The organism is Streptomyces sp. TLI_55, assembly GCF_900206255.1.
Classification (GTDB): domain Bacteria; phylum Actinomycetota; class Actinomycetes; order Streptomycetales; family Streptomycetaceae; genus Streptomyces; species Streptomyces aquilus.
In genome coordinates this window covers 3839257-3860105 of record NZ_OAOJ01000001.1, presented here as the reverse complement: position 1 = coordinate 3860105, position 20849 = coordinate 3839257, and the positions used below count along the sequence as shown (strand labels likewise).

The window sequence follows — 20849 nt, the reverse complement described above, 5'->3', positions numbered from 1 at the left end:
CCGTAGTACCACCGGTCGACTACGACCCCGATCCGTCCGAGCCAAGATCGTCTCCCTGCTCATGCTGCCCATCGTGTCCCTCATGGCGCTGTGGGGATTCGCCGCCGTGACGACCGCGTCCAGCATCGGTGACGCCGAGCGGGCCAAGGACGTCAACGCCGAACTGCTCACCCCCGTCGATGAGTTCGTCACCGCGTTGCAGGCCGAGCGGACCGCCGTCATGGGGCGTCGGGTGCTGCCCGCCGATGTCCGGCAGGCCACCGACCGGGCCGCCTCCGCGATGCGGGACGGCATCAACACCTCCAGTTCGGACGCCGCGCTGCTCGACGCGGGCCTTCCCCGGCGCATCGAGAAGCTGAAGCAGGCGGCCGGCGGGCTCGCGCGGCTGCGCACCGAGGCGACCGCCAAGGGCGCCAAGTCCTCGGTGGCGTACGCCGGGTACTCCGCGATCGTCGAGGACGCCTTCGCGGTCGCGGGCGGCCTCACCGGCGACCAGAGCATCGATGCCGCGTCCGACGCGCGCGTGGTGCTCGAACTCGCCCGCGCGCGCGAGGCGCTGGCCCAGGAGCAGGCGCTGCTCGGGGCGGCGCGGGCGGCCCGGACGCTGACCGGGCAGCCGTACACGCAGTTCGTCGGCGCGGTCGCCACCCGGCGCCAGCTGCTCGAGCCGGCGGTCGCCGACCTCAAGGCCGAGCACCGGGCGGCATACAAGGTGATCCTGGACGGCGACACGTACGCCGGGCTCCAGGCCGTGGAGAACCGGGTGCAGAGCGCCGGACCGGGGACCGCGGCGGTGGCGTCGGGGCTGCTGCGCGGCTGGGACACGGACGTCGCCGCGACGCTGAAGGACCTGACGGCCGCCGAGACCGACGCCGGTACGGGCGCCACCGCCCACGCCGACCCGTTCGGCTGGGACACCCTCGGCGCCTCCGGCGTCGCCGTGGTGCTCGGTCTCGTCGGTGTGCTGTTGTCGCTGCTCGTGTCCGTGCTCGTCGGGCGCGGGCTCATCGTCGAGCTGCTCGACCTGCGCAACGACGCCCTGGAGGTGGCCGGCCGCCGACTGCCGCAGGCCATGCGGAAGTTGCACGCCGGACAAGGCGTCGACATCGACGCCGAAGCCCCCCTGCGGCGCCTCGTCGGTGACGAACTCGCCCAGGTGGGAACCGCGTTGACCGCCGTGCAGCGGGCCGCGCTCAAGGCGGCCTCCGAGCGCGCCGAACTCCTCAGCGGCATCTCCGGCGTCTACGTCAGCCTCGCCCGCCGCAGCCAGGTCCTCCTCCACCGCCAACTGGACCTGCTGGACGGCATGCAGCGCCGCAGACAGGACCCGCAGGACCTCCAGGACCTCCACCGCGTCGACTACCTGGCGACCCGCATGCGCCGCCACTCCGAGTCCCTGCTGATCCTGTCCGGCATCGCCCCCGGCCGCGGCTGGCGGGACCCGATCCCGCTGGTGGACGTGCTGCGCGCCGCCGTCGCCGAGATCGAGAACACGCCGCGCGTGCAGATCTGGGCCGTGCCGAAGATGTCCGTGCTCGGCGGCTCGGTCGCCGACGTCATCCACCTGCTCGCCGAACTCGTCGAGAACGCCGCCGCGTTCTCCCCGCCCAGCACCAAGGTGCAGCTGCGCGCGGCCCGGATGCGCGACGGTGTGCTCATCGAGGTCGAGGACAGCGGCTTCGGCATGAACGAGGAGGCCCTCGCCGACGCCAACCGCAAGATCGAGTCCGAGAAGGTCGACCTCCTCGACGCCAAGCAGATCGGCCTTTTCGTGGTCAACCGGCTGCGCGAGCGGCAGGGGCTGCGGGTGGAGCTGCGTTCCTCGCCGAGCGGCGGCGTCACGGCCGCGGTCCTCATTCCGGAGGCGCTGATGCGGGACGACATGCCGGTCGGCGAACTGGCCGCCGGCGGACGCGGACTGGCGCCGGCGGCGGCGCTCATCCAGCAGCAGTGGCCGGGCTTCGGCGGCACCGGGGCGTGACCGTGTCTTCGCGCTATCTCCACATCGCGTACCGCGAAAGCGGTACGTGAGGGAAACCAAGGGCCTCTAGGGTCACTTGACACTTCGAACGCCACTGGCGTCCGGCAAGCCGAACGCCGCCCGGCGCGCTGTCGAGTGACCCCCCTTGGAAGGCAAGGCACGACCGTGTCCGAACAACCCCCCACCCCCTCCCACCGCCGCAAGCGCTCCCTGTCCCGCCGCGGCGTGATCGGCGCCGCCGGAGCCGTCGCCGCCGGGGCCGCCCTGACCCCGGTGGTCTTCGCGGCCGGTTCCGACGCCGACTCCGGCACGGCCGAGGCCGGTACGACGCCCGAGAAGTTCCCGGCGACCCGCTCGGACGCCACCACCGGCGCCGGCACGGCCACCGTCGCCTTCGCCGCCTCCTACGTCGGCGTCCGCTGGGCCGGCGACCGCGAGGACGCCGCGCTGCGCCTCGCGGACGGCGCCTGGACGACGCTGAGCGGCGGCTGCGCGACCGTCGACGACGGCGGTACGGCACTGGTCGCGGCCGGCGACGTCACGTCGTACGAGGTGAAGGCGGCGGACGGCACGACCGGCGTGCGCTCGGTCGCGATCGACACCACCGACGGCCCGCAGCGGACCGTGCAGGTGCCCTCGGAGCCCACCCGCGTGCGCGGCGTGCGCTACCTCTCGCGGCCGGCGTGGGGCGCGGACGAGTCGAAGCGGTACAAGGACGGCGTGGTCAACTCGCCTGAGAAGTACTACCCGTTGCAGGCGATCACCGTCCACCACACGGACACCCCGAACGGTGACGCCGACCCGGCGGCGACCGTCCGGGCGATCTACGAGTACCACGCGGTCACCCTCGACTGGGGCGACATCGGCTACCACTTCCTGATCGACGAGGCCGGAGTCGTCTACGAGGGCCGCTACTCCGGCGACGACGGCGTGCCCGCCTTCGACCCGGACGGCAACGTCGTCACCGCCTTCCACACCGCCGGCTACAACTCCGGCAACCTCGGCATCGCACTGCTGGGCACCCTCACCGACCAGGGCCCGACGGACGCGGCGAAGGCCTCGCTGACCCGCCTGATCAAGGTCGTCGCCCGCTTCAAGGGCCTCGACCCGCAGGCGAGGATCACGTACACCAACCCGGTCAACGGCGTCACCAAGGACGCGACCACCGTCAGCGGCCACCGCGACTGGCTGCAGACCGACTGCCCGGGACAGACGATGTACGACCTCCTCGACGAGGTCAGGGCGGCCGCGAGCCGCTGACCTGCACGGGGATCGGTCACCGAACGGCGCGCATTAGGCTGGGAGGCTGATCGATCCCCCTCGTCAGGAGAGAAATGGTCGTCAACCTGGTCAATGTCGAGAACGTCAGCAAGGTGTACGGCACCCGTGCCCTGCTGGACGGTGTCTCGCTCGGCGTCTCCGAGGGCGATCGGATCGGTGTCGTGGGCCGCAACGGCGACGGCAAGACCACTCTGATCCGGATGCTGGCCAAGCAGGAGGACTCCGACACCGGCCGGGTCACGCACTCCGGCGGACTGCGCCTCGGCGTCCTCACCCAGCACGACTCCCTGGACTCCACCGCGACCGTCCGCCACGAGGTCATCCGGGACATGGCCGACCACGAGTGGGCCGGCAACGCCAAGATCCGGGACGTGCTCACCGGGCTGTTCGGCGGGCTCGACCTGCCCGGCTTCCCGCAGGGCCTCGACACCGTCATCGGCCCGCTCTCCGGCGGTGAACGGCGCCGGATCGCGCTCGCCAAGCTGCTCATCGAGGAACAGGACCTGATCGTCCTCGACGAGCCCACCAACCACCTCGACGTCGAGGGCATCTCCTGGCTCGCCCAGCACCTGCGCGAGCGCCGCTCCGCGCTCGTCTGCGTCACCCACGACCGCTGGTTCCTCGACCAGGTCTGCACCCGCATGTGGGACGTGCAGCGCGGTGACGTCTACGAGTACGAGGGCGGCTACTCCGACTACGTCTTCGCCCGCGCCGAGCGCGAGCGCATCGCGGCCACCGAGGAGACCAAGCGGCAGAACCTGGTCCGCAAGGAGCTGGCCTGGCTGCGCCGCGGCGCCCCCGCCCGTACGTCGAAGCCGCGTTTCCGGGTCGAGGCCGCCAACGAGCTCATCAAGGACGTGCCGCCGCCGCGCGACACCAGCGAGCTGATGAAGTTCGCCTCCTCGCGGCTCGGCAAGACGGTCTTCGACCTCGAGGACGTCACCGTCCAGGCCGGACCCAAGGTCCTCCTCAAGCACGTCACCTGGCAGCTCGGCCCCGGCGACCGCATCGGCCTCGTCGGCGTCAACGGCGCCGGCAAGACCTCGCTGCTGCGGGCCATGGCCCAGGCCGCCCGCACCGAGGGCGAGGCGCAGCCGGCCGGCGGCCGGGTCGTCGTCGGCAAGACGGTCAAGCTGGCCTACCTCTCCCAGGAGGTCGCCGAGCTCGACCCGAACCTGCGGGTCCTGGAGGCCGTCCAGCAGGTGCGCGACCGCGTCGACCTCGGCAAGGGCCGCGAGATGACCGCCGGGCAGCTGTGCGAGACGTTCGGCTTCTCCAAGGAGAAGCAGTGGACGCCGGTCGGGGACCTGTCCGGCGGTGAGCGCCGACGGCTCCAGCTCCTGCGTCTGCTGATGGACGAGCCCAACGTCCTCTTCCTCGACGAGCCCACCAACGACCTCGACATCGAGACCCTGAACCAGCTGGAGGACCTCCTCGACGGCTGGCCCGGCTCGATGATCGTCATCTCCCACGACCGCTTCTTCGTCGAGCGCACGACCGACCGCGTCTTCGCCCTCCTCGGCGACGCCACCCTGCGGATGCTGCCGCGCGGCATCGACGAGTACATCGAGCGCCGCCACAAGATGGAGGAGGCCGCGGCCGCGAGCGCGCCGGTCGTCCAGAAGGCGGTCCCCGAGAAGAGCGCGGCCGACCAGCGCGCCGCCAAGAAGGAACTCCAGAAGATCGAGCGGCAGCTCGACAAGCTCTCCGAGAAGGAGACCAAGCTGCACGCCCAGATCGCCGACAACGCCACGGACTTCGCGAAGGTGGCCGAACTGGACGGCCAGCTGCGCGACTTGGCCGGCGAGCGCGAGGAGCTGGAGATGCGCTGGCTGGAACTCGCCGAGGACGCGTGAGGCGCCCGAGGGCGGCGCCCGCGTGCGGCGCGCGCGCCGCGTGAAGAGGGCGTGAAGGCGCATAACAGTGGCATCACGGGCCGGTCCTCCCTTCGGTACAGGGGGTGATCGGCCCGGGTTTCTGTCAGTCCCGAGTGATAGAAAGAGCCGTCTGAGAACTGTCTGAGTACGACTCTGAGCCGTTACGTACCTCAGGGCGTGGCTAAAAATCAGTGAACGAGGGGGAACGCGCTGATGACCCAGCCGCCCGGTTTTGGAGCACCGCAGGACCCGCCGCCGCAGGGCGGTTTCGGCGCACCGCCGCCGCCCGCGGGCCCGCCGCAGACGCCGCCTCCGCCGCAGGGTCCGCCGCAGCCCGGTTACGGCTATCCCCAGAAGGCCGACCAGCCCGGTTACGGCTATCCCCAACAGGCCGACCAGTCCGGCCCGTACGGCCAGCCTCAGCAGCAGCCGGGCCCCTACGCCCAGCCCGGCCCCTACGGTCAGCCTCAGCAGCCGGGTCCCTACGCCCAGCCCGGTCCGTACGGACAGCCCCAGCAGCCCGGCCCCTTCGCCCAGCCCGGTTACGGCTACCCGCCCCAGCCGCAGTACCCCGGCGGCCCCGGCACCCCGCCCGGCAACTCCGGCTCCCGCAACCCCTTCAAGGGCAGGCCGGCCCTCGTCATCGCCGCCGCCGTGGCGGGCCTGCTCGTCGTCGGCGGCACGGTGTGGGCGGTCGGCAGCAGCGGCGGCGACGACCCGAAGAAGCCGGTCGCCCAGGAGAGCGACAGCGCCAAGCCCTCCGCCTCCGACGACCCGGTCAACCCCGGTGACGGCGACGGGGGCGGCGGCGAGGACCAGAAGGACCTCAACGAGGGCCGCCAGCCGGGCGAGTCGAAGGTGCTCTGGTACAAGACCGGGCCGGACGCGCCCGCTTCCGGCGCCGACGCCCCCGGCATGTGGATCACCGACAAGACCGCGGTGAAGGCGGCGTACAAGCAGCTCTTCGGCTACCAGGTCGGCGACGGCAACCCCGCCTGGGACCCGATCACCTTCGACCAGAAGATCTGCGCGGTCACCCCGCAGAAGACCGCCGCGAACAAGATCGTCGTCGCCTACATGAACGGCAGCAGCGACCGCGCGAAGTGCAACAAGCTCCAGGAGGTCGACCTCGACACCGGCGCCAAGGGCTGGACCGGGGAGGTCGCCGACGGCGACCTGTTCGACTCCACGCTCCAGATCGAGCTGACCATCACCGGCAAGACCCTGATGGTGGGCCGCTCGATGTCCGGCACCGCCTACGACGTCACCAACGGCAAGAAGCTGTTCGACAAGGAGAAGTACGGCGACGCCTGCTTCCCCAGCGCCTTCGCCGGCGGCCCCAAGCTGATCGCCGTCTCCTCCTGCGACGCCTCCGGGAAGAACGAGCACGACGAGGTGCAGGAACTGGACCCGACGACCGGGAAGGCCAGGTGGACCCAGAAGTTCGACAAGGGCTGGCGGGTCGCGCGCGCCTACTCCGTCGACCCGCTCGTCATCTACAGCACCAACGAGGACAAGAACGCCTGGAACATCTCCACGTTCACCTCCGGCGGCAAGTTCCGCTCCCAGGTCGCCTTCGACGAGGACTTCAAGCCCGCCTGCGACTGGGCGATCTTCGCGCGTGACCTGACCGGCTGCACCGGCACGGCCGCCGACGCGAACACCCTCTACCTGCCCACCGAGGCGACGACCGGCGCGAACGAGATCGTCGCGGTCAACCTCGCCAACGGCAAGGAGAAGTGGCGCGTGAAGTCCCCCGCGGACGAGACGATGCTGCCGCTGAAGATCGAGAACGGCAAGCTCATCGCGTACGTCGAGCCGACGTACGACGGGGGCGGCCAGGTCGTGTCCATCGCGACGACCGGCTCCGACCACAAGCCGGTGAAGCTGCTCCAGAACCCGGCTTCCGCGGCCGACGTCGAGAACGGCTTCTTCTCCAAGGCCATCGACTGGGCCGGCGGCCGCTTCTACCTCTCGACCACCCGGCTGAGCGGCGACGACGACGCGCAGGAGAAGTTGATGCTCGCCTACGGCAAGTAGCCTTCCGCGCCGCTCGATCCGTCCGCTTCCGTCCCCGCTCTTCCGAGGTACTCCGCCATGACCCAGCCGCCGCCCCCGCCGAACCAGCCCCCGCCCGGGGGAGGCTTCGGCCCGCCCCAGGACCAGCCGCCGCAGCAACCCGGCTACGGATACCCGCAGGCTCCGCAGACGCCCCCGCAGGGCCCGCCGCAGACCCCGCCCGGCCAGGGCTACGGCTACCCGGGCCAGCCGCAGCAGCCGCAGCAGCCGTACGGCCAGCCGCAGCCCCCGGCGCCGAATCCGTACGGTCAGCCGCCCACCCAGGCGCCGAACCCGTACGGCCAGCCGCAGCCCGGTGGTTACGGCCAGCCGCAGCCGAACCCCTATGGCCAGCAGCCCGGTTACGGCTATCAGCAGCCGACCATGCCGCTCCAGCCGCAGGCCGGGCAGCCGGCTGGCGGACGGAGGATCAACTCGCAGCTGGCGATCATCGTCGCGGCGGTCGTGGCGATCGCCCTGATCGTCGGCGGCGGTCTGTGGTACGCCAACTCCTCCGGCGACGACGGCAAGAAGGACACCGCGAACAGCAGCGGCGGCACCGGCGGTGGCGGCGACGAGAAGGGCGGCACCAGCAGCAAGGGCGAGGAGAAGGTCCCGGCGAACACCGCCGCCTCCGTCCTCTTCCAGGTCCCGCAGCCCGAGGTCAAGGCCGACACCACCATCACGGTCAACGGCTCCTGGCTCACCGACAAGGTGTACGCCAAGAGCGGCATCGCCGAGATCGTCGGCTACGACCCCGACAAGGGCACCGAGCTGTGGACGATCAAGCTGCCCGGCCCGGTGTGCGCGGCCAGCCGCCCGATGACCGACAAGCATCTGACGGCCATCGCCTACGAGCCCGCGATGCCGACCAAGGAGAAGCCGACGGCCGGCTGCAGCCAGGTCTCGGCGATCGACCTCGACGCGGGCAAGCAGCTGTGGACGAAGACCGCCAACGCCGGTGACCGGCTGATCCCCTGGGACAACGTCACCGTCAGCGCGAACACCGTCGCCACCGGCTCCAGCAGCGGCGGCGCCGCCTGGGACATCACCACCGGCAAGTCCCTGTGGTCCCCGAAGCCGACCGACTCCTGCTTCGACTCGGGCTACGGCGGCGGCGCGAAGCTGGTCGCGGTCCGCAAGTGCGGTGACTACGACGCGCGTCAGCTGCACATCCAGACCATCGACCCGGCGTCCGGCAAGGTGATCTCCGAGTACAAGATGTCGCAGGGCATCGAGTACGCGAGCATCGTCTCCACGGAGCCGCTGGTGGTCGCCGCCGAGGTCGGCGAGGACACCGGCGCCAGCGGTATCTCCGACGTCTTCTCCATCGACAACAAGACCGGCAAGCTGCGCACCCACATCTCCCTGCCGGGCGACGAGTACGCCGCCAAGTGCGACGGCATCTACCGGCCCGAGTACTGCTTCCAGATCGCCGTCGGCAACGACCGGCTGTACGTGCCGACGGAGGCGCACCAGGGCACCGGCAGCGACTACAGCCGCACCAACGAGATCATCGCCTTCGACCTGGCTACGGGGAAGCAGACCGGCCAGCGCGCAGACGCGGGCGACGACTACACGATCAGCCCGCTGCGCATGGACGGCGGCAACCTGATCGCCTACAAGCGCCCGCCGTACAACAAGGGCGGCCAGATCGTCAGCATCGACGGCGGCACCTTCAAGGAGACCAAGCTCCTGGAGAACCCGGCGACGGAGGCCGTGCGCGACGTGGAGACGAGCATGTCGCCCGAATCGGCGGAGTACCTCTACCACGACGGCCGGCTGTTCATGTCGGAGGTCTACGCGAGCGATTTCGGCAGCAGTACGGGTGAGAAGGAGTACCTGGCGATCGGCTTCGGTGCCAAGTGATCGCGTAACTGATCACGCAACCGCCTCCACCGACTGCCCCGTCCCTGCTCAGGGACGGGGCAGTGCGCGTACCACCCATCAATCTCGAATGATGGAAATTCCGTCGATCCGGGGCACTTCTCACCAGTAGGGGGAGCGCAACGTCGAACAAGCGTGTAGCTTCCGGGGTCATGAAGAGCGGGGGAGCCGGGCGGGGGCTCCTGTCCGTGCGGAGGGGGGACTGGGGGGTTGCTCGATGGGAGTGCGGCTCATGGTGGTCGACGACCACCGACTGCTGGCCGAGGCGCTGGCCTCGGCGTTGAAACTGCGGGGGCATCGGGTCCTCGCCGCGGCGGCACCGGCCGCGGGGGCGGCGGAGCTGGTGATCACCCGGGCACCGGAGGTGTGCCTGCTGGGCACGGCGACCCCGGCCGAACCGGGCATTTTCGACCCGGTGGTGAAGATCAAGCGGGACCGTCCGCAGGTGGCGGTGCTGGTGCTGGGCCCGGTGCCGAGCCCGCGCGGCATCGCGGCGGCCTTCGCCGCGGGCGCCTCGGGCTATGTACGGCACGACGAGCGCATCGAGGGCGTCGAGCGGGCGATCATGAAGGCGCGGGCGGGCGAGGCGGCGGTGGCACCTCAGCTGCTGCAAGGGGCCTTCAGTGAACTGCTCAACCCGGCGGCCCAACCGGACGACGAGGGCCAGCGGCTGCTGCAGATGCTGACGCCGCGGGAGGTGGAGGTCCTGGTCCGGGTCGCCGACGGCGAGGACACCCGGCTGATCGCGGCGGGCATGGGCATCGCCCCGTCCACGGCTCGCACCCATGTGCAGCGGGTGCTGATGAAGCTGGGGGTGGGATCCAGACTGGAGGCGGCGGCGCTGGCGGCGCGCACGGGTCTGCTGGACCGGGCGGGCCCGGTGCCGCAGACGACGACGCGGGAGGAGGGGCCGGGCATGTGAGCTCCGGCCCCGACCGGCGCCGCCCAGGGGCGCGGGGCTGTATCGATCTGCGGCTCCGCCGCGCGGGCGCGACCAGCCCCCACGCGCCCGCAGTCGGCGAACAACCGATGGACCAACGGCGCTACTCCGTCGGCCCGTCGCCCGTCACGTCCTCCGGAGTGACCTTCGGCGTGGCCGGCGGCGTCGGCCGCAGCTTCAGCCAGGCCAGGAAGAAGATGCCGAGGAGCAGCATCCCGATCCCGGTCCACAGGTTGATGTTGACGCCCTCGGCCTTGTCGAGGGTGGCGTCGGAGGGGTTGATGCCGGCGATCGTGACGATGACGCCGTACAGCACGAACAGGCCGCCGATGATGCGGCGCAGGTCGAAGATGCGGGCCGCGGTGGCCGACTTGGCCTGGAGCTCGGCGACTTCCCGCTGGACGTCCTGGTCGGAATATCCGTGGTGGTCAGACATGGTCTCTCAATCCTCCCGCGACTAGAACGAGAACGGGATGTAGCAGGCGGCGGCCAGCACGATCGCGCCCCAGCCCAGCAGGGCCGGCCTGCGGTACCAGGCGTCGTCGCCCTCGGCGGGGGCCTCCGACATGCCGGGGGAGCGGGTGCCGTAGACCAGGCCCTGGAGCTCCTCGGCCGGCTTCGGCGCGGTGAACAGCGACACCGCGACCATCACGACCGCGCCCGCGACGAAGCCGACGATGGCGGAGACGAAGTTGGCGCCCTGGTCGGTGGGGATGTCGATGATGCCCTGCTTGTAGATCCAGAAGTAGTTCACCATCGCCGCGACCGTGCCCGCGAGCAGGCCCCAGAAGCCGGACTTCACCGAGGCCCGCTTCCAGAACATGCCGACGATGAAGACCACGAACATCGGCACGTTGAAGAAGGAGAACAGCGTCTGGAGGTAGCTCATGATGTTGGAGAAGGACGAGGCGAGGAACGCCGTGCCCACCGACGCGCACACGCCGATCACCGTGATCAGCCGGCCGAAGCGCACGTAGTACGCGTCCTCGCGGCCCTTGACGACGTACCGCCCCCAGATGTCGTTGGTGAACACCGTGTTGAAGGACGACACGTTGGCCGCCATGCCCGCCATGAACGCGGCCAGCAGACCCGTCACCGCGATGCCCAGCACGCCGTTCGGCAGCAGTTGTTCCATCAGGTACGGGATGGCGTCGTTGTACTGGTAGCCGGACTTCTCCGTGCCGAAGCCGGGGATCAGGGCGGCGGCGGTCAGGCCCGGGATCATCACCAGGAAGACGATGAAGATCTTGGGGAACGCGGCGATCAGCGGGGTGCGCTGGGCGGCGCTCAGGTTCTTCGCGGACAGGGCGCGCTGGACCTCGGCGAAGTTCGTCGTCCAGTAGCCGAAACTCAGCACGAAGCCGAGGCCGAGCACGATGGTCAGCCAGTTCGCGCCGAGCGGGTTGTCCGAGCCGATGCCGGTACCGCCCCAGGCGGTCGTGAAGTTCGCGCCGTGCTCGGCCGTCAGCTTGTCGGTCAGGCCGTCCCAGCCGCCGACCTTCTTCAGGCCCAGCACCACGATCGGGATGAGGGCCGCGAGGATCACGAAGAACTGGAGCACCTCGTTGTAGATCGCGGACGACAGACCGCCGAGGGTGATGTACGCCAGCACGAACGCGCCGGCGACCACGATCGCCACCCACTGCGGCCAGCCCAGCAGCGCCTCGACGACGATCGCGAGGGCGTACAGGTTCACGCCGGCGATCAGGATGGCGGCGAAGGCGAACAGGGCCGAACTCAACAGGTGTGCCCATTTGTCGAAGCGCAGCAGCAGCATCTCGGGGACCGAGCGGACCTTGCTTCCGTAGTAGAACGGCATCATCACCAGGCCCAGGAAGACCATGGCCGGGATGGCGCCGATCCAGTACCAGTGCACGGTGTAGGCGCCGTACTGGGCGCTGTTTGCGGCCATGCCGAGGATCTCGGTGGCGGCCAGGTTGGCCGAGATGAAGGCCAGGCCGGTGATCCAGGCGGGCAGGGAGCGGCCGGAGAGGAAGAAGTCGAGGCTGGTCTTCACCGATCTGCGGGCGGCGAAGCCGATGCCCAGGACGACGACGAAGTAGATGGCCAGGATCGTGTAGTCGAGCCAGTTCGTGGGGAGTCGTAGCTCGGCCGCCAGATTCATGACTTCTGTGGGGGTTTGCATGGGGCAAGGGAACCCTTCGGCTGGCGTTCTTTGTTCGATTCTGATGTTGACGCTGCTGTCGAGTTATGGTTACTTGTGTTTAGTTCTGTTTGAGTGAAGGAGTCCGGCGGTGAAGAAGACCTCGACCCGGCTGGCCGACGGTCGCGAGCTCATCTACTACGACCTGCGTGACGACACCGTGCGGGACGCGGTCGACCGCCGCCCGCTCGAGCGGACCGTCACCACGTCCGAGATCCGCCGCGACCCACTGCTCGGCGACTCGGTCGCCATCGCCTCGCACCGACAGGGCCGCACCTACCACCCGCCGGCCGATGAATGCCCCCTGTGCCCGTCCGAGGGCGACCGGCTGAGCGAGATCCCGGACTCGTCGTACGACGTCGTCGTCTTCGAGAACCGCTTCCCCTCGCTGGCCGGCGACTCCGGCCGCTGCGAGGTCGTCTGCTTCACCTCCGACCACAACGCGTCCTTCGCCGACCTCACCGAGGAGCAGGCGCGGCTCGTCCTGGAGGCGTGGACGGACCGGACGTCGGAGCTGTCGCATCTGCCCTCCGTTGAGCAGGTGTTCTGCTTCGAGAACCGCGGCGCCGAGATCGGTGTGACCCTCGGACATCCGCACGGGCAGATCTACGCGTACCCGTTCACCACGCCTCGCACCGCCCTGATGCTGCGCCAGGTGGCCCAGCACAAGGAGGCGACCGGCGGCGAGAACCTCTTCGACAGCGTGCTGGCGAGCGAACTCGCCGGTGAGCGGGTCGTCCTGGAGAGTGAACACTGGGTCGCGTTCGTGCCGTACGCCGCGCACTGGCCCTACGAGCTCCACCTGTACCCGAAGCGCCGCGTGCCGGACCTGCTGGCCCTCGACGAGGACGCGCGCTCAGAATTCCCCCAGGTCTATCTGGAACTCTTGAAGCGCTTCGACCGGATCTTCGGTGAAGGGGAGCCCGCCACGCCCTACATCGCCGCCTGGCACCAGGCGCCGTTCGGGCAGCTGGAGGAGTTCGAGGGCGTCAGCCGTGACGACTTCGCGCTCCACCTCGAGCTTTTCACCATCCGCCGCACCTCCGGCAAGCTGAAGTTCCTCGCGGGTTCCGAGTCCGGCATGAGCGTGTTCATCAACGACATCCGGCCGGAGGCCGCGGCCGAGCGACTGCGAGAGGTAGCGAGTTCATGAGCGGTAAGTACCTGGTGACGGGTGGCGCGGGTTACGTCGGCAGCGTGGTCGCCCAGCATCTGCTGGAGGCGGGCCACGAGGTCGTCGTCCTCGACAACCTCACCACCGGCTTCCGCGAGGGCGTCCCCGCCGGCGCCACCTTCATCGAGGGCGACATCCGCGACGCCGCCAAGTGGCTCGACGCCTCCTTCGACGGCGTGCTGCACTTCGCCGCGTTCTCCCAGGTCGGCGAGTCGGTCGTGAAGCCCGAGAAGTACTGGGACAACAACGTCGGCGGCACCATGGCGCTGCTCGGCGCGATGCGTGAGGCGGGCGTCCGCAGGCTCGTCTTCTCCTCCACGGCCGCCACCTACGGCGAGCCGGAGCAGGTCCCGATCGTCGAGACCGCGCCGACGCGGCCGACCAACCCCTACGGCGCCTCCAAGCTCGCCGTCGACCACATGATCACCGGCGAGGCGGCGGCCCACGGCCTGGCCGCGGTCTCCCTGCGCTACTTCAACGTCGCGGGCGCGTACGGCGCCTACGGCGAGCGGCACGACCCCGAGTCGCACCTCATCCCGCTGGTCCTCCAGGTCGCCCAGGGCAAGCGCGACGCCATCTCGGTCTTCGGCGAGGACTACCCGACGCCGGACGGCACCTGCGTGCGCGACTACATCCACGTCGCGGACCTGGCCGAGGCCCACCTCCTCGCCGTCGCGGCCGCCACCCCCGGCGAGCACCTGATCTGCAACCTCGGCAACGGCGAGGGCTTCTCCGTCCGGCAGGTCATCGAGACCGTCCGCCAGGTCACCGGCCACCCGATCCCCGAGGTCCTGGCCCCCCGCCGCGGCGGTGACCCGGCGACCCTGGTGGCCTCGGCCGCCACCGCCCGCGAGAAGCTGGGCTGGAACCCGTCCCGCGCGGATCTCGCGGGGATCGTCGCGGACGCGTGGGAGTTCACGCAGAGCATCTCTAGGGAGCAGTAGTGCAGGCACAGCAGGTCCGGGCCGGTTTCGTGGAGCTCTACGGCACTGAGCCCGAAGGTGTCTGGTCGGCGCCGGGGCGCGTCAACCTCATCGGTGAGCACACCGACTACAACGACGGCTTCGTGATGCCCTTCGCGCTGCCGCACACCGCGGTCGCCGCGGTCTCCCGGCGCGACGACGGCGTGCTGCGGCTGCACTCGGCGGACATCGAGGACGGCGTCGCCGAGCTGCGCCTGGACGACCTCGCCCCGGAGTCCGACCGCGCCTGGACGGCGTACCCGGCGGGCGTGGTCTGGGCCCTGCGCGAGGCGGGCCACGCCGTGACCGGCGCGGACATCCACCTCACCTCGACGGTCCCGTCCGGCGCCGGCCTGTCGTCCTCGGCGGCGCTGGAGGTCGTGGTCGCCCTCGCCCTGAACGACCTGTTCGAACTGGGCCTGCAGCGCTGGCAGCTGGCCCGTCTGTGCCAGCGCGCCGAGAACGTCTACGTCGGCGCCCCCACCGGCATCATGGACCAGACGGCGTCGGCGTGCTGCGAGGAGGGCCACGCGCTCTTCCTCGACACCCGCGACCTGTCCCAGCGGCAGATCCCCTTCGACCTGGCCGCCGAAGGCATGCGCCTGCTGGTCGTCGACACCCAGGTCAAGCACTCCCACAGCGAGGGCGAGTACGGCAAGCGCCGGGCCGGCTGCGAGCGGGGCGCGGCCCTGCTGGGCGTCGACGCGCTGCGGGACATCCCCTACGGCGACCTCGACGCGGCCCTCGCCCGGCTCGGCGACGACGAGGAGGCGGTCCGTCTGGTCCGGCACGTCGTCACCGAGGACGAGCGGGTCGAGAAGGTCGTCGACCTGCTCAAGTCGGGTGAGACGCGGGCGATCGGCCCGGTGCTGGTGGCCGGTCACGCCTCGCTGCGCGACGACTTCCGCATCTCCTGCCCGGAGCTGGACCTCGTCGTCGACACGGCCATGAGCGCGGGCGCCCTGGGCTCCCGGATGACCGGCGGCGGCTTCGGCGGCTCGGCGATCGTGCTGGCGGACGTGGCCGACGTCGACACCATCACCAAGGCGGTCGAAGAGGCCTTCGCCGCAGCCGGGTTCACCGCACCGCGCGTGTTCGAGGCGGTGCCCTCACCGGGGGCGCGCAGGCTGGCCTGACCTCTGACCGAGCCGCTTCGTCAGTGTGTACTCCGTGATCCCCGGCGGATAGTCGGGGATCACGCACACCACGTCGTACCCCTGCTTCCGGTAGAACTCCGGCGCCTGGAAGTCCCACGTCTCCACCCGGGACATCGCACAGCCCCGTTCCTCACGCGCGACCCGCTCCGCCTGAGCGAGCAGCCGCGAACCCAGGCTCGCGCCCCGGTGGCGTTCGTCCACCCACAGGTACGTCACATGGAGCCAGGCCGTCCAGGTGTGGCCGACCAGTCCGCCGGCGAGTTCCCCCGCCGCGTCCAACACCCAGACATGGAGCGGAAGTTCGCGTTCACCCGGGGTGCCGCGCAGGGCCCGCAGCACCGGGGAGGCCGCGGTGTTGGTGTCCCGCAGCCGGATGCGCAGCAGATCGCGCCGGTCTTTGTCGACTTCCGTCTCCATACGAAACATGCGGCTCACCATAAACGCGCCGGACGGCCAGTTCTGCAAATCACCTTCCGCTGCTGCCCCCCGGCCGTACTCTGATGAGCAGTACCGGTGGGGGCCGGTGCTGATCAGGGGGCGAGACAAGTCGGGTACGACACCCGAAGTGGGGGTAGCAGTTCGGGCACGGCGGCGGCCGTGCGCAGCGCCCTCGCGCTTCGGGCGTCGTACCTGCGTCTGGTCTTCCGTCTCCCGACGATGGGGTATCCCCTGCTCTTCAAGAGCTTGGGGAAGGGGGTTTCGTGGTTCGCATCCGAGTCCTGGTCGTCGACGACCATCGCATCTTCGCCGAGTCGCTCGCCGCAGCCCTGGCGGCCGAGCCCGACGTCGACGTCTCCGCGGCCGGCAGCGGTCCCGCCGCGCTGCGCAGCCTGGAGCGCGCGGCGGCCGAGGGCCGTCGTTTCGACGTCCTGCTCGTCGACGCCGACCTGGGCGGCAACGTCCAGGGCATCCGGCCCGCCGTGCCCGTCCAGGAGGCGGGCGAGGACGGGCTCGTGGACGGCATCTCACTGGTGGCCGGGGTGCGTACCGCACAACCCGGCGTCCGGATCGTCGTACTCGCCGAGAAGGACGATCCGCGGCGCGCCGCGCTCGCCCTTCAGGCCGGTGCGTCCGGCTGGGTGGCCAAGGACTGCTCGCTGTCCCGGCTGCTGACCGTCATACGAGGGGTGCTGCGCGACGAGACCCATCTGCCGCCCGCCCTGCTCACCGGGGTGCTGCGGGAGCTGACCGCCGCGCGCAAGCACCGCACCGAGAGCGAACGGCTGGTGGAGTCGCTCACCCCGCGCGAGCGCGAAGTGCTGCGCTGCATGGTCGCCGGGCTGGGCAGAAAGGCCGTCGCCGAACGGCTGTTCCTCTCCCCGCACACCGTGCGCACCCATATGCAGAACGTCCTCGGCAAGCTCGGCGTGCACTCCACGCTGGCCGCCGTCGCGCTCGCGCGGCGGGCGGGGGTCGGACCGGTGGACCTGGAGCCGGCCGGGCGCATCCGGGCGGAGGAGACGCACACCGCCTGAGCGGGCGAGGCGGCTCCTCAGCCGCCCCGTCAGCCGCTCCTCAGCCGGGGATGTTGTCGAACGGGGCGGTCAACTGGCGCAGCAACCCCGCCAGTTCGCCCCGCTGGGCCCGGGAGAGCTCCGCGAGGATCGCCCGCTCCTGGTCGAGCAGTCCGGCCAGGGCCTGGTCCGCGCGGTCCCGGCCCTCGTCCGTCAGCCGGACCAGCACGCCCCGGCGGTCCGAGGGGTCCGGCAGCCGCTCCACCAGGCCCTTCTTCGCCAGCCGGTCGATACGGTTCGTCATCGTGCCCGACGTCACCAGGGTCTGCGTCAGCAGCTGCCCCGGTGAGAGCTGATACGGCGTCCCCGCGCGCCTGAGCGCGGTGAGGACGTCGAACTCCCAGGGCTCCAGGCTGTGCTCGGAGAAGGCCAGACGGCGCGCGCGATCCAGGTGCCGGGCCAGTCTGCTCACCCGGCTGAGCACCTCGAGCGGTTCCACGTCGAGGTCCGGGCGCTCCCGGCGCCACGCAGCGACCAGCCGATCGACCTCGTCCTCCATGACGATCAGTGTAGTGGTTGTGTCGATGTGAAGTCTCTTGACATCAAGTCTCTTGACGTCGAGATATATCGACGGGCACAGTGGATCTCATGACCACTTGGGACCCCGCCCAGTACCTGCGCCACGCCGACCACCGCGCCCGCCCCTTCATCGACCTCCTCGCCCGCGTCCCCGACCTCCCGACGGCCCCGGCTCGCATCGCCGACCTCGGCTGCGGCCCCGGCAACGTCACCGCCCTCCTCGCCGACCGCTGGCCCACCGCGCGTATCACCGGCTACGACAACTCGCCCGAGATGCTCGACAAGGCACACTCCAGGTACGGCGCGCACACCGGCCCCACCCCGGGCGGCGGCAGCCTCGACTTCGCCCACGCCGACGTACGGACCTGGGCGCCCACCGGGTCGTACGACCTCATCATCAGCAACGCCACCCTCCAGTGGGTCCCCGGGCACCTGGAGCGCTTCGCCGACTGGATCGGCGCCCTCGCGCCCGGCGGCACCCTCGCCTTCCAGGTCCCCGGCAACTTCGGCGCCCCCAGCCACCGGCTGATGCGCGAACTCGCCGCCTCCCACGGCCTCACCGACGCCCTGCGCCACGAGGACGCCGTCCACACCCCCGAGGCCTACCTCGCCCACCTCACCGCCCTCGGCTGCACCGCCGACGTCTGGGAGACGACGTACATCCACCTCCTCACCGGCGAGGACCCGGTGCTGGACTGGGTGAAGGGCACCGGACTGCGGCCCGTCCTCGCCGCCCTCGCCGACGACCCGGCGGCCCGCGAGAAGTTCCTGACCGCCTATCGCGCCGCCCTGCGCGAGGCCTATCCGGCGGGCCCGCACGGCACCCCGTTCCCCTTCCGCCGCATCTTCGCGGTCGCCCGCAAGGAGGCGTGACGGATGATCACCGCGCCGTTCGAGGGAGTACGTCCGTGATCACCGCCGTCGACCACGTCCAGCTCGCCGCCCCGCCCGGCTCCGAGGACCGGCTGCGGGCCTACTACGCCGGTGTCCTCGGCATGACCGAGATCCCCAAGCCGCCCGCGCTCGCGGCCAGGGGAGGGTGCTGGTTCCAGGCCGGCCCCGTCCAGCTCCACCTCGGCATCGAGGCCGCCTTCCGGCCCGCGATCAAGGCCCACCCGGGGCTGCGCGTCACCGACATCGAGACCTACGCCGCCCGCCTGGAGACCCGCGGCGCCACCGTCACCTGGGACACCGACCTGCCAGGCCACCGGCGGTTCTACTCCTACGACCCCGTCGGCAACCGGCTGGAGTTCCTGGAACCGCACGTTTGAGCGGCCCGGTCACGGTTCACCCGACAGCCGGGAAACGCACACACGATCGGGAGTGAGTGACGTGGCGAAGGACCAGAAGGCCAAGGCCAAGAAGGAACAGGCCAAGGGCAAGGCCAAGGAGACCGTGGGCCGCGCCGTCGGCAACGAGCGGCTGACCACCAAGGGCCGCGCCGAACAGATGAAGGGTGACGCGCGCCAGGCGAAGGAGAAGGAGAAGGACATCTTCAAGCACTGACGCCGCCCCAGCTCTTCAGCTCTTGCGGCGCCCTATCAAGTGCGGCTTCGCCTCCAAGCCGTCCAGGCCGTGCCAGGCCAGGTTCACCAGGTGGGCCGCGACCTCCGCCTTCTTCGGGCGGCGGACGTCCAGCCACCACTGGCCCGTCAGCGCGACCATGCCGACCAGCGCCTGCGCGTACAGCGGCGCCAGCTTGGGGTCGAAGCCGCGGCTCTTGAACTCGCGGCCCAGGATGTCCTCCACCTGCGTGGCGATGTCCGAGATCAGCGAGGCGAAGGAACCCGTCGACTGCGGGATGGGGGAGTCACGGACCAGGATGCGGAAGCCGTCCGTGTACTCCTCGATGTAGTCGAGGAGGGCGAACGCCGCCTGCTCGCACAGCTCGCGCGGATGCCCCGCCGTCAGCGAACCGGTCACCATGTCCAGCAGCCGCCGCATCTCGCGGTCCACGACCACCGCGTACAGCCCCTCCTTGCCGCCGAAGTGCTCGTACACCACCGGCTTGGAAACCCCGGCCTTCGCCGCGATCTCCTCCACCGACGTGCCCTCGAAGCCCTTCGCGGCGAACAGGGTGCGGCCGATCTCCAGCAGCTGGGCGCGGCGCTCGGCGCCCGTCATCCGCGTGCGACGGGTGCGCCGCGGCTTGTCATTGCTCTCGGTGCTGCTGGAGTCGGTCGCCACGGCGTCAATCATGCCGTCTCGACGGCGTCCTTCCGGCGTCGGGAGCCGTCTTCACCGTTGTTGCGGCGCGAATCGATACGCGAGCGTGACGGCCAGCGCACGTCGTACGCCCAGCCGGCCAGCTCGAACCAGCGGATCAGCCGCGCCGAGGAGTCCACCTGGCCGCGCATCACACCGTGCCGCGCCGACGTCGGGTCCGCGTGGTGCAGGTTGTGCCAGGACTCGCCGCACGACAGCACCGCCAGCCACCACACGTTGCCCGAACGGTCCCGCGACTTGAACGGCCGCTTGCCCACCGCGTGACAGATCGAGTTGATCGACCAGGTCACGTGGTGCAGCAGGCAGACGCGGACCAGCGAGCCCCAGAAGAAGCCGGTGAACGCGCCCCACCAGGACATCGTCACCAGACCGCCGATCACGGCCGGCAGCGCCAGGGACAGCATCGTCCAGTAGATGAAGTTCCGGGAGATCGAACGGATCGCCGGGTCCTTGATCAGATCCGGCGCGTACTTGTCCTGCGGCGTCTGCTCCTCGTCGAACATCCAGCCGATGTGCGCCCACCACAGGCCCTTCATCAGTGCCGGGACCGTCTCACCGAACCGCCACGGAGAGTGCGGGTCACCCTCGGCGTCGGAGAACTTGTGATGCTTGCGGTGGTCCGCCACCCAGCGGACCAGCGGGCCCTCGACCGCCATCGAGCCCGCGATCGCGAGCGCGATCCGCAGCGGCCGCTTGGCCTTGAAGGAACCGTGCGTGAAGTAGCGGTGGAAACCGATCGTGATGCCGTGGCACCCGAGGTAGTAGAAGAAGACCAGCAGGCCGAGATCCAGCCAGCTCACCCCCCATCCCCACGCCAGCGGCACCGCCGCCAGCAGCGCGAGGAACGGGACGGTGATGAAGAGCAGCAGCGTGATCTGTTCGATCCCGCGCTTGTGCTCCCCGCCCAGCGTCGCGGAGGGCATGGGTGAGCCGTCATTCGCCTTCGGGGCGTCTTCGATCACATCGGAGCTTGTGGCCATGGGCGTCCCCTGTGGGGTTCGAGGGTGGGAGAAGATCCGTGGTACCGGTAACCACACGAGAAGCAGAGCGGGACTTCCCTACGGTTCCGTAACCTACGGCGTCGTAAGTATGGCAGCGCGTCGCCCGAC

19 protein-coding genes are annotated in these 20849 nt (G+C 70.4%); 13 read left to right on the top strand and 6 right to left on the bottom strand.

The annotated features are described in order from the left end of the window. Positions 1-61: 61 nt before the first annotated feature. From CRP56_RS17740 to CRP56_RS17715, 6 genes are all read left to right on the top strand, one after another. Positions 62-1981, top strand: a complete 1920-nt coding sequence (locus CRP56_RS17740; protein ID WP_257040811.1) for a sensor histidine kinase — start codon at positions 62-64, stop codon at positions 1979-1981. Between the two features lie 165 nt (positions 1982-2146). After that, a complete protein-coding gene (locus tag CRP56_RS17735; RefSeq protein WP_257040810.1) occupies positions 2147-3241 on the top strand; it encodes a peptidoglycan recognition protein family protein in 1095 nt (364 codons plus the stop codon). Positions 3242-3315: 74 nt separating this feature from the next. Beyond that, the gene (locus tag CRP56_RS17730) at positions 3316-5118 is read left to right on the top strand and encodes an ABC-F family ATP-binding cassette domain-containing protein (protein WP_097265184.1); all 1803 of its coding nucleotides are present in this window, start codon (positions 3316-3318) and stop codon (positions 5116-5118) included. A gap of 234 nt (positions 5119-5352) precedes the next feature. Further along, positions 5353-7179 (top strand): outer membrane protein assembly factor BamB family protein, encoded by a 1827-nt coding sequence (locus tag CRP56_RS17725; protein WP_097265182.1) that lies wholly within the window; start codon positions 5353-5355, stop codon positions 7177-7179. A 57-nt stretch (positions 7180-7236) separates the two neighbouring features. Next, on the top strand, positions 7237-9066 hold the full coding sequence (locus CRP56_RS17720; RefSeq protein WP_097265179.1) for an outer membrane protein assembly factor BamB family protein: 1830 nt from the start codon (positions 7237-7239) through the stop codon (positions 9064-9066). A gap of 235 nt (positions 9067-9301) precedes the next feature. Next, positions 9302-10006, top strand: coding sequence for a helix-turn-helix transcriptional regulator (locus tag CRP56_RS17715; RefSeq protein ID WP_097265177.1), 705 nt, complete (start codon positions 9302-9304; stop codon positions 10004-10006). A gap of 121 nt (positions 10007-10127) precedes the next feature. On the opposite strand, the gene CRP56_RS17710 is transcribed toward CRP56_RS17715, so the two are convergent. Further along, positions 10128-10460: a hypothetical protein gene (locus CRP56_RS17710; protein ID WP_097265175.1), complete on the bottom strand. Its 333-nt coding sequence runs from the start codon at positions 10458-10460 to the stop codon at positions 10128-10130. A 21-nt stretch (positions 10461-10481) separates the two neighbouring features. After that, positions 10482-12170 carry a sodium:solute symporter family protein gene (locus tag CRP56_RS17705; protein WP_097265173.1) on the bottom strand — a complete coding sequence of 563 codons (1689 nt, stop codon included), beginning with the start codon at positions 12168-12170 and terminating at the stop codon, positions 10482-10484. Between the two features lie 109 nt (positions 12171-12279). Between CRP56_RS17705 and galT the strand changes: the two genes are divergently transcribed. From galT to galK, 3 genes are read left to right on the top strand one after another with little or no spacing between them, the layout of a single operon-like run. After that, a complete protein-coding gene (gene galT, locus CRP56_RS17700) occupies positions 12280-13341 on the top strand; it encodes a galactose-1-phosphate uridylyltransferase (protein WP_097265170.1) in 1062 nt (353 codons plus the stop codon). Beyond that, complete coding sequence (gene galE, locus CRP56_RS17695; RefSeq protein WP_097265168.1) at positions 13338-14306, top strand: UDP-glucose 4-epimerase GalE; 969 nt, start codon at positions 13338-13340, stop codon at positions 14304-14306. Before galT ends, galE begins: the two co-directional genes overlap by 4 nt. After that, positions 14306-15460 carry a galactokinase gene (gene galK, locus CRP56_RS17690; protein ID WP_097265166.1) on the top strand — a complete coding sequence of 385 codons (1155 nt, stop codon included), beginning with the start codon at positions 14306-14308 and terminating at the stop codon, positions 15458-15460. Before galE ends, galK begins: the two co-directional genes overlap by 1 nt. On the opposite strand, the gene CRP56_RS17685 is transcribed toward galK, so the two are convergent. Next, a complete protein-coding gene (locus CRP56_RS17685) occupies positions 15434-15919 on the bottom strand; it encodes a GNAT family N-acetyltransferase (RefSeq protein WP_179851047.1) in 486 nt (161 codons plus the stop codon). The genes galK and CRP56_RS17685 overlap by 27 nt on opposite strands. Positions 15920-16182: 263 nt before the next feature. Between CRP56_RS17685 and CRP56_RS17680 the strand changes: the two genes are divergently transcribed. Then, positions 16183-16956, top strand: coding sequence for a LuxR C-terminal-related transcriptional regulator (locus tag CRP56_RS17680; protein WP_097265161.1), 774 nt, complete (start codon positions 16183-16185; stop codon positions 16954-16956). Between the two features lie 40 nt (positions 16957-16996). Here CRP56_RS17680 and tamR read toward each other — a convergent pair whose 3' ends face one another. Further along, positions 16997-17494 carry a MarR family transcriptional regulator TamR gene (gene tamR / locus CRP56_RS17675; protein ID WP_059196100.1) on the bottom strand — a complete coding sequence of 166 codons (498 nt, stop codon included), beginning with the start codon at positions 17492-17494 and terminating at the stop codon, positions 16997-16999. Between the two features lie 89 nt (positions 17495-17583). Between tamR and CRP56_RS17670 the strand changes: the two genes are divergently transcribed. From CRP56_RS17670 to CRP56_RS17660, 3 genes are all read left to right on the top strand, one after another. Continuing rightward, entirely contained in the window at positions 17584-18387 is an 804-nt protein-coding gene (locus CRP56_RS17670; RefSeq protein WP_097265158.1) for a trans-aconitate 2-methyltransferase, read from the top strand. A gap of 35 nt (positions 18388-18422) precedes the next feature. Further along, positions 18423-18785: a VOC family protein gene (locus CRP56_RS17665; RefSeq protein WP_097265156.1), complete on the top strand. Its 363-nt coding sequence runs from the start codon at positions 18423-18425 to the stop codon at positions 18783-18785. A 61-nt stretch (positions 18786-18846) separates the two neighbouring features. After that, positions 18847-19020, top strand: coding sequence for a CsbD family protein (locus tag CRP56_RS17660; RefSeq protein WP_097265154.1), 174 nt, complete (start codon positions 18847-18849; stop codon positions 19018-19020). Between the two features lie 15 nt (positions 19021-19035). On the opposite strand, the gene CRP56_RS17655 is transcribed toward CRP56_RS17660, so the two are convergent. Both CRP56_RS17655 and CRP56_RS17650 read right to left on the bottom strand, forming a co-directional pair. Continuing rightward, positions 19036-19713, bottom strand: coding sequence for a TetR/AcrR family transcriptional regulator (locus tag CRP56_RS17655; protein WP_079311418.1), 678 nt, complete (start codon positions 19711-19713; stop codon positions 19036-19038). Next, complete coding sequence (locus tag CRP56_RS17650) at positions 19710-20720, bottom strand: acyl-CoA desaturase (protein ID WP_097265152.1); 1011 nt, start codon at positions 20718-20720, stop codon at positions 19710-19712. The genes CRP56_RS17655 and CRP56_RS17650 overlap by 4 nt, the downstream gene beginning before the upstream one ends. Positions 20721-20849 lie beyond the last annotated feature (129 nt).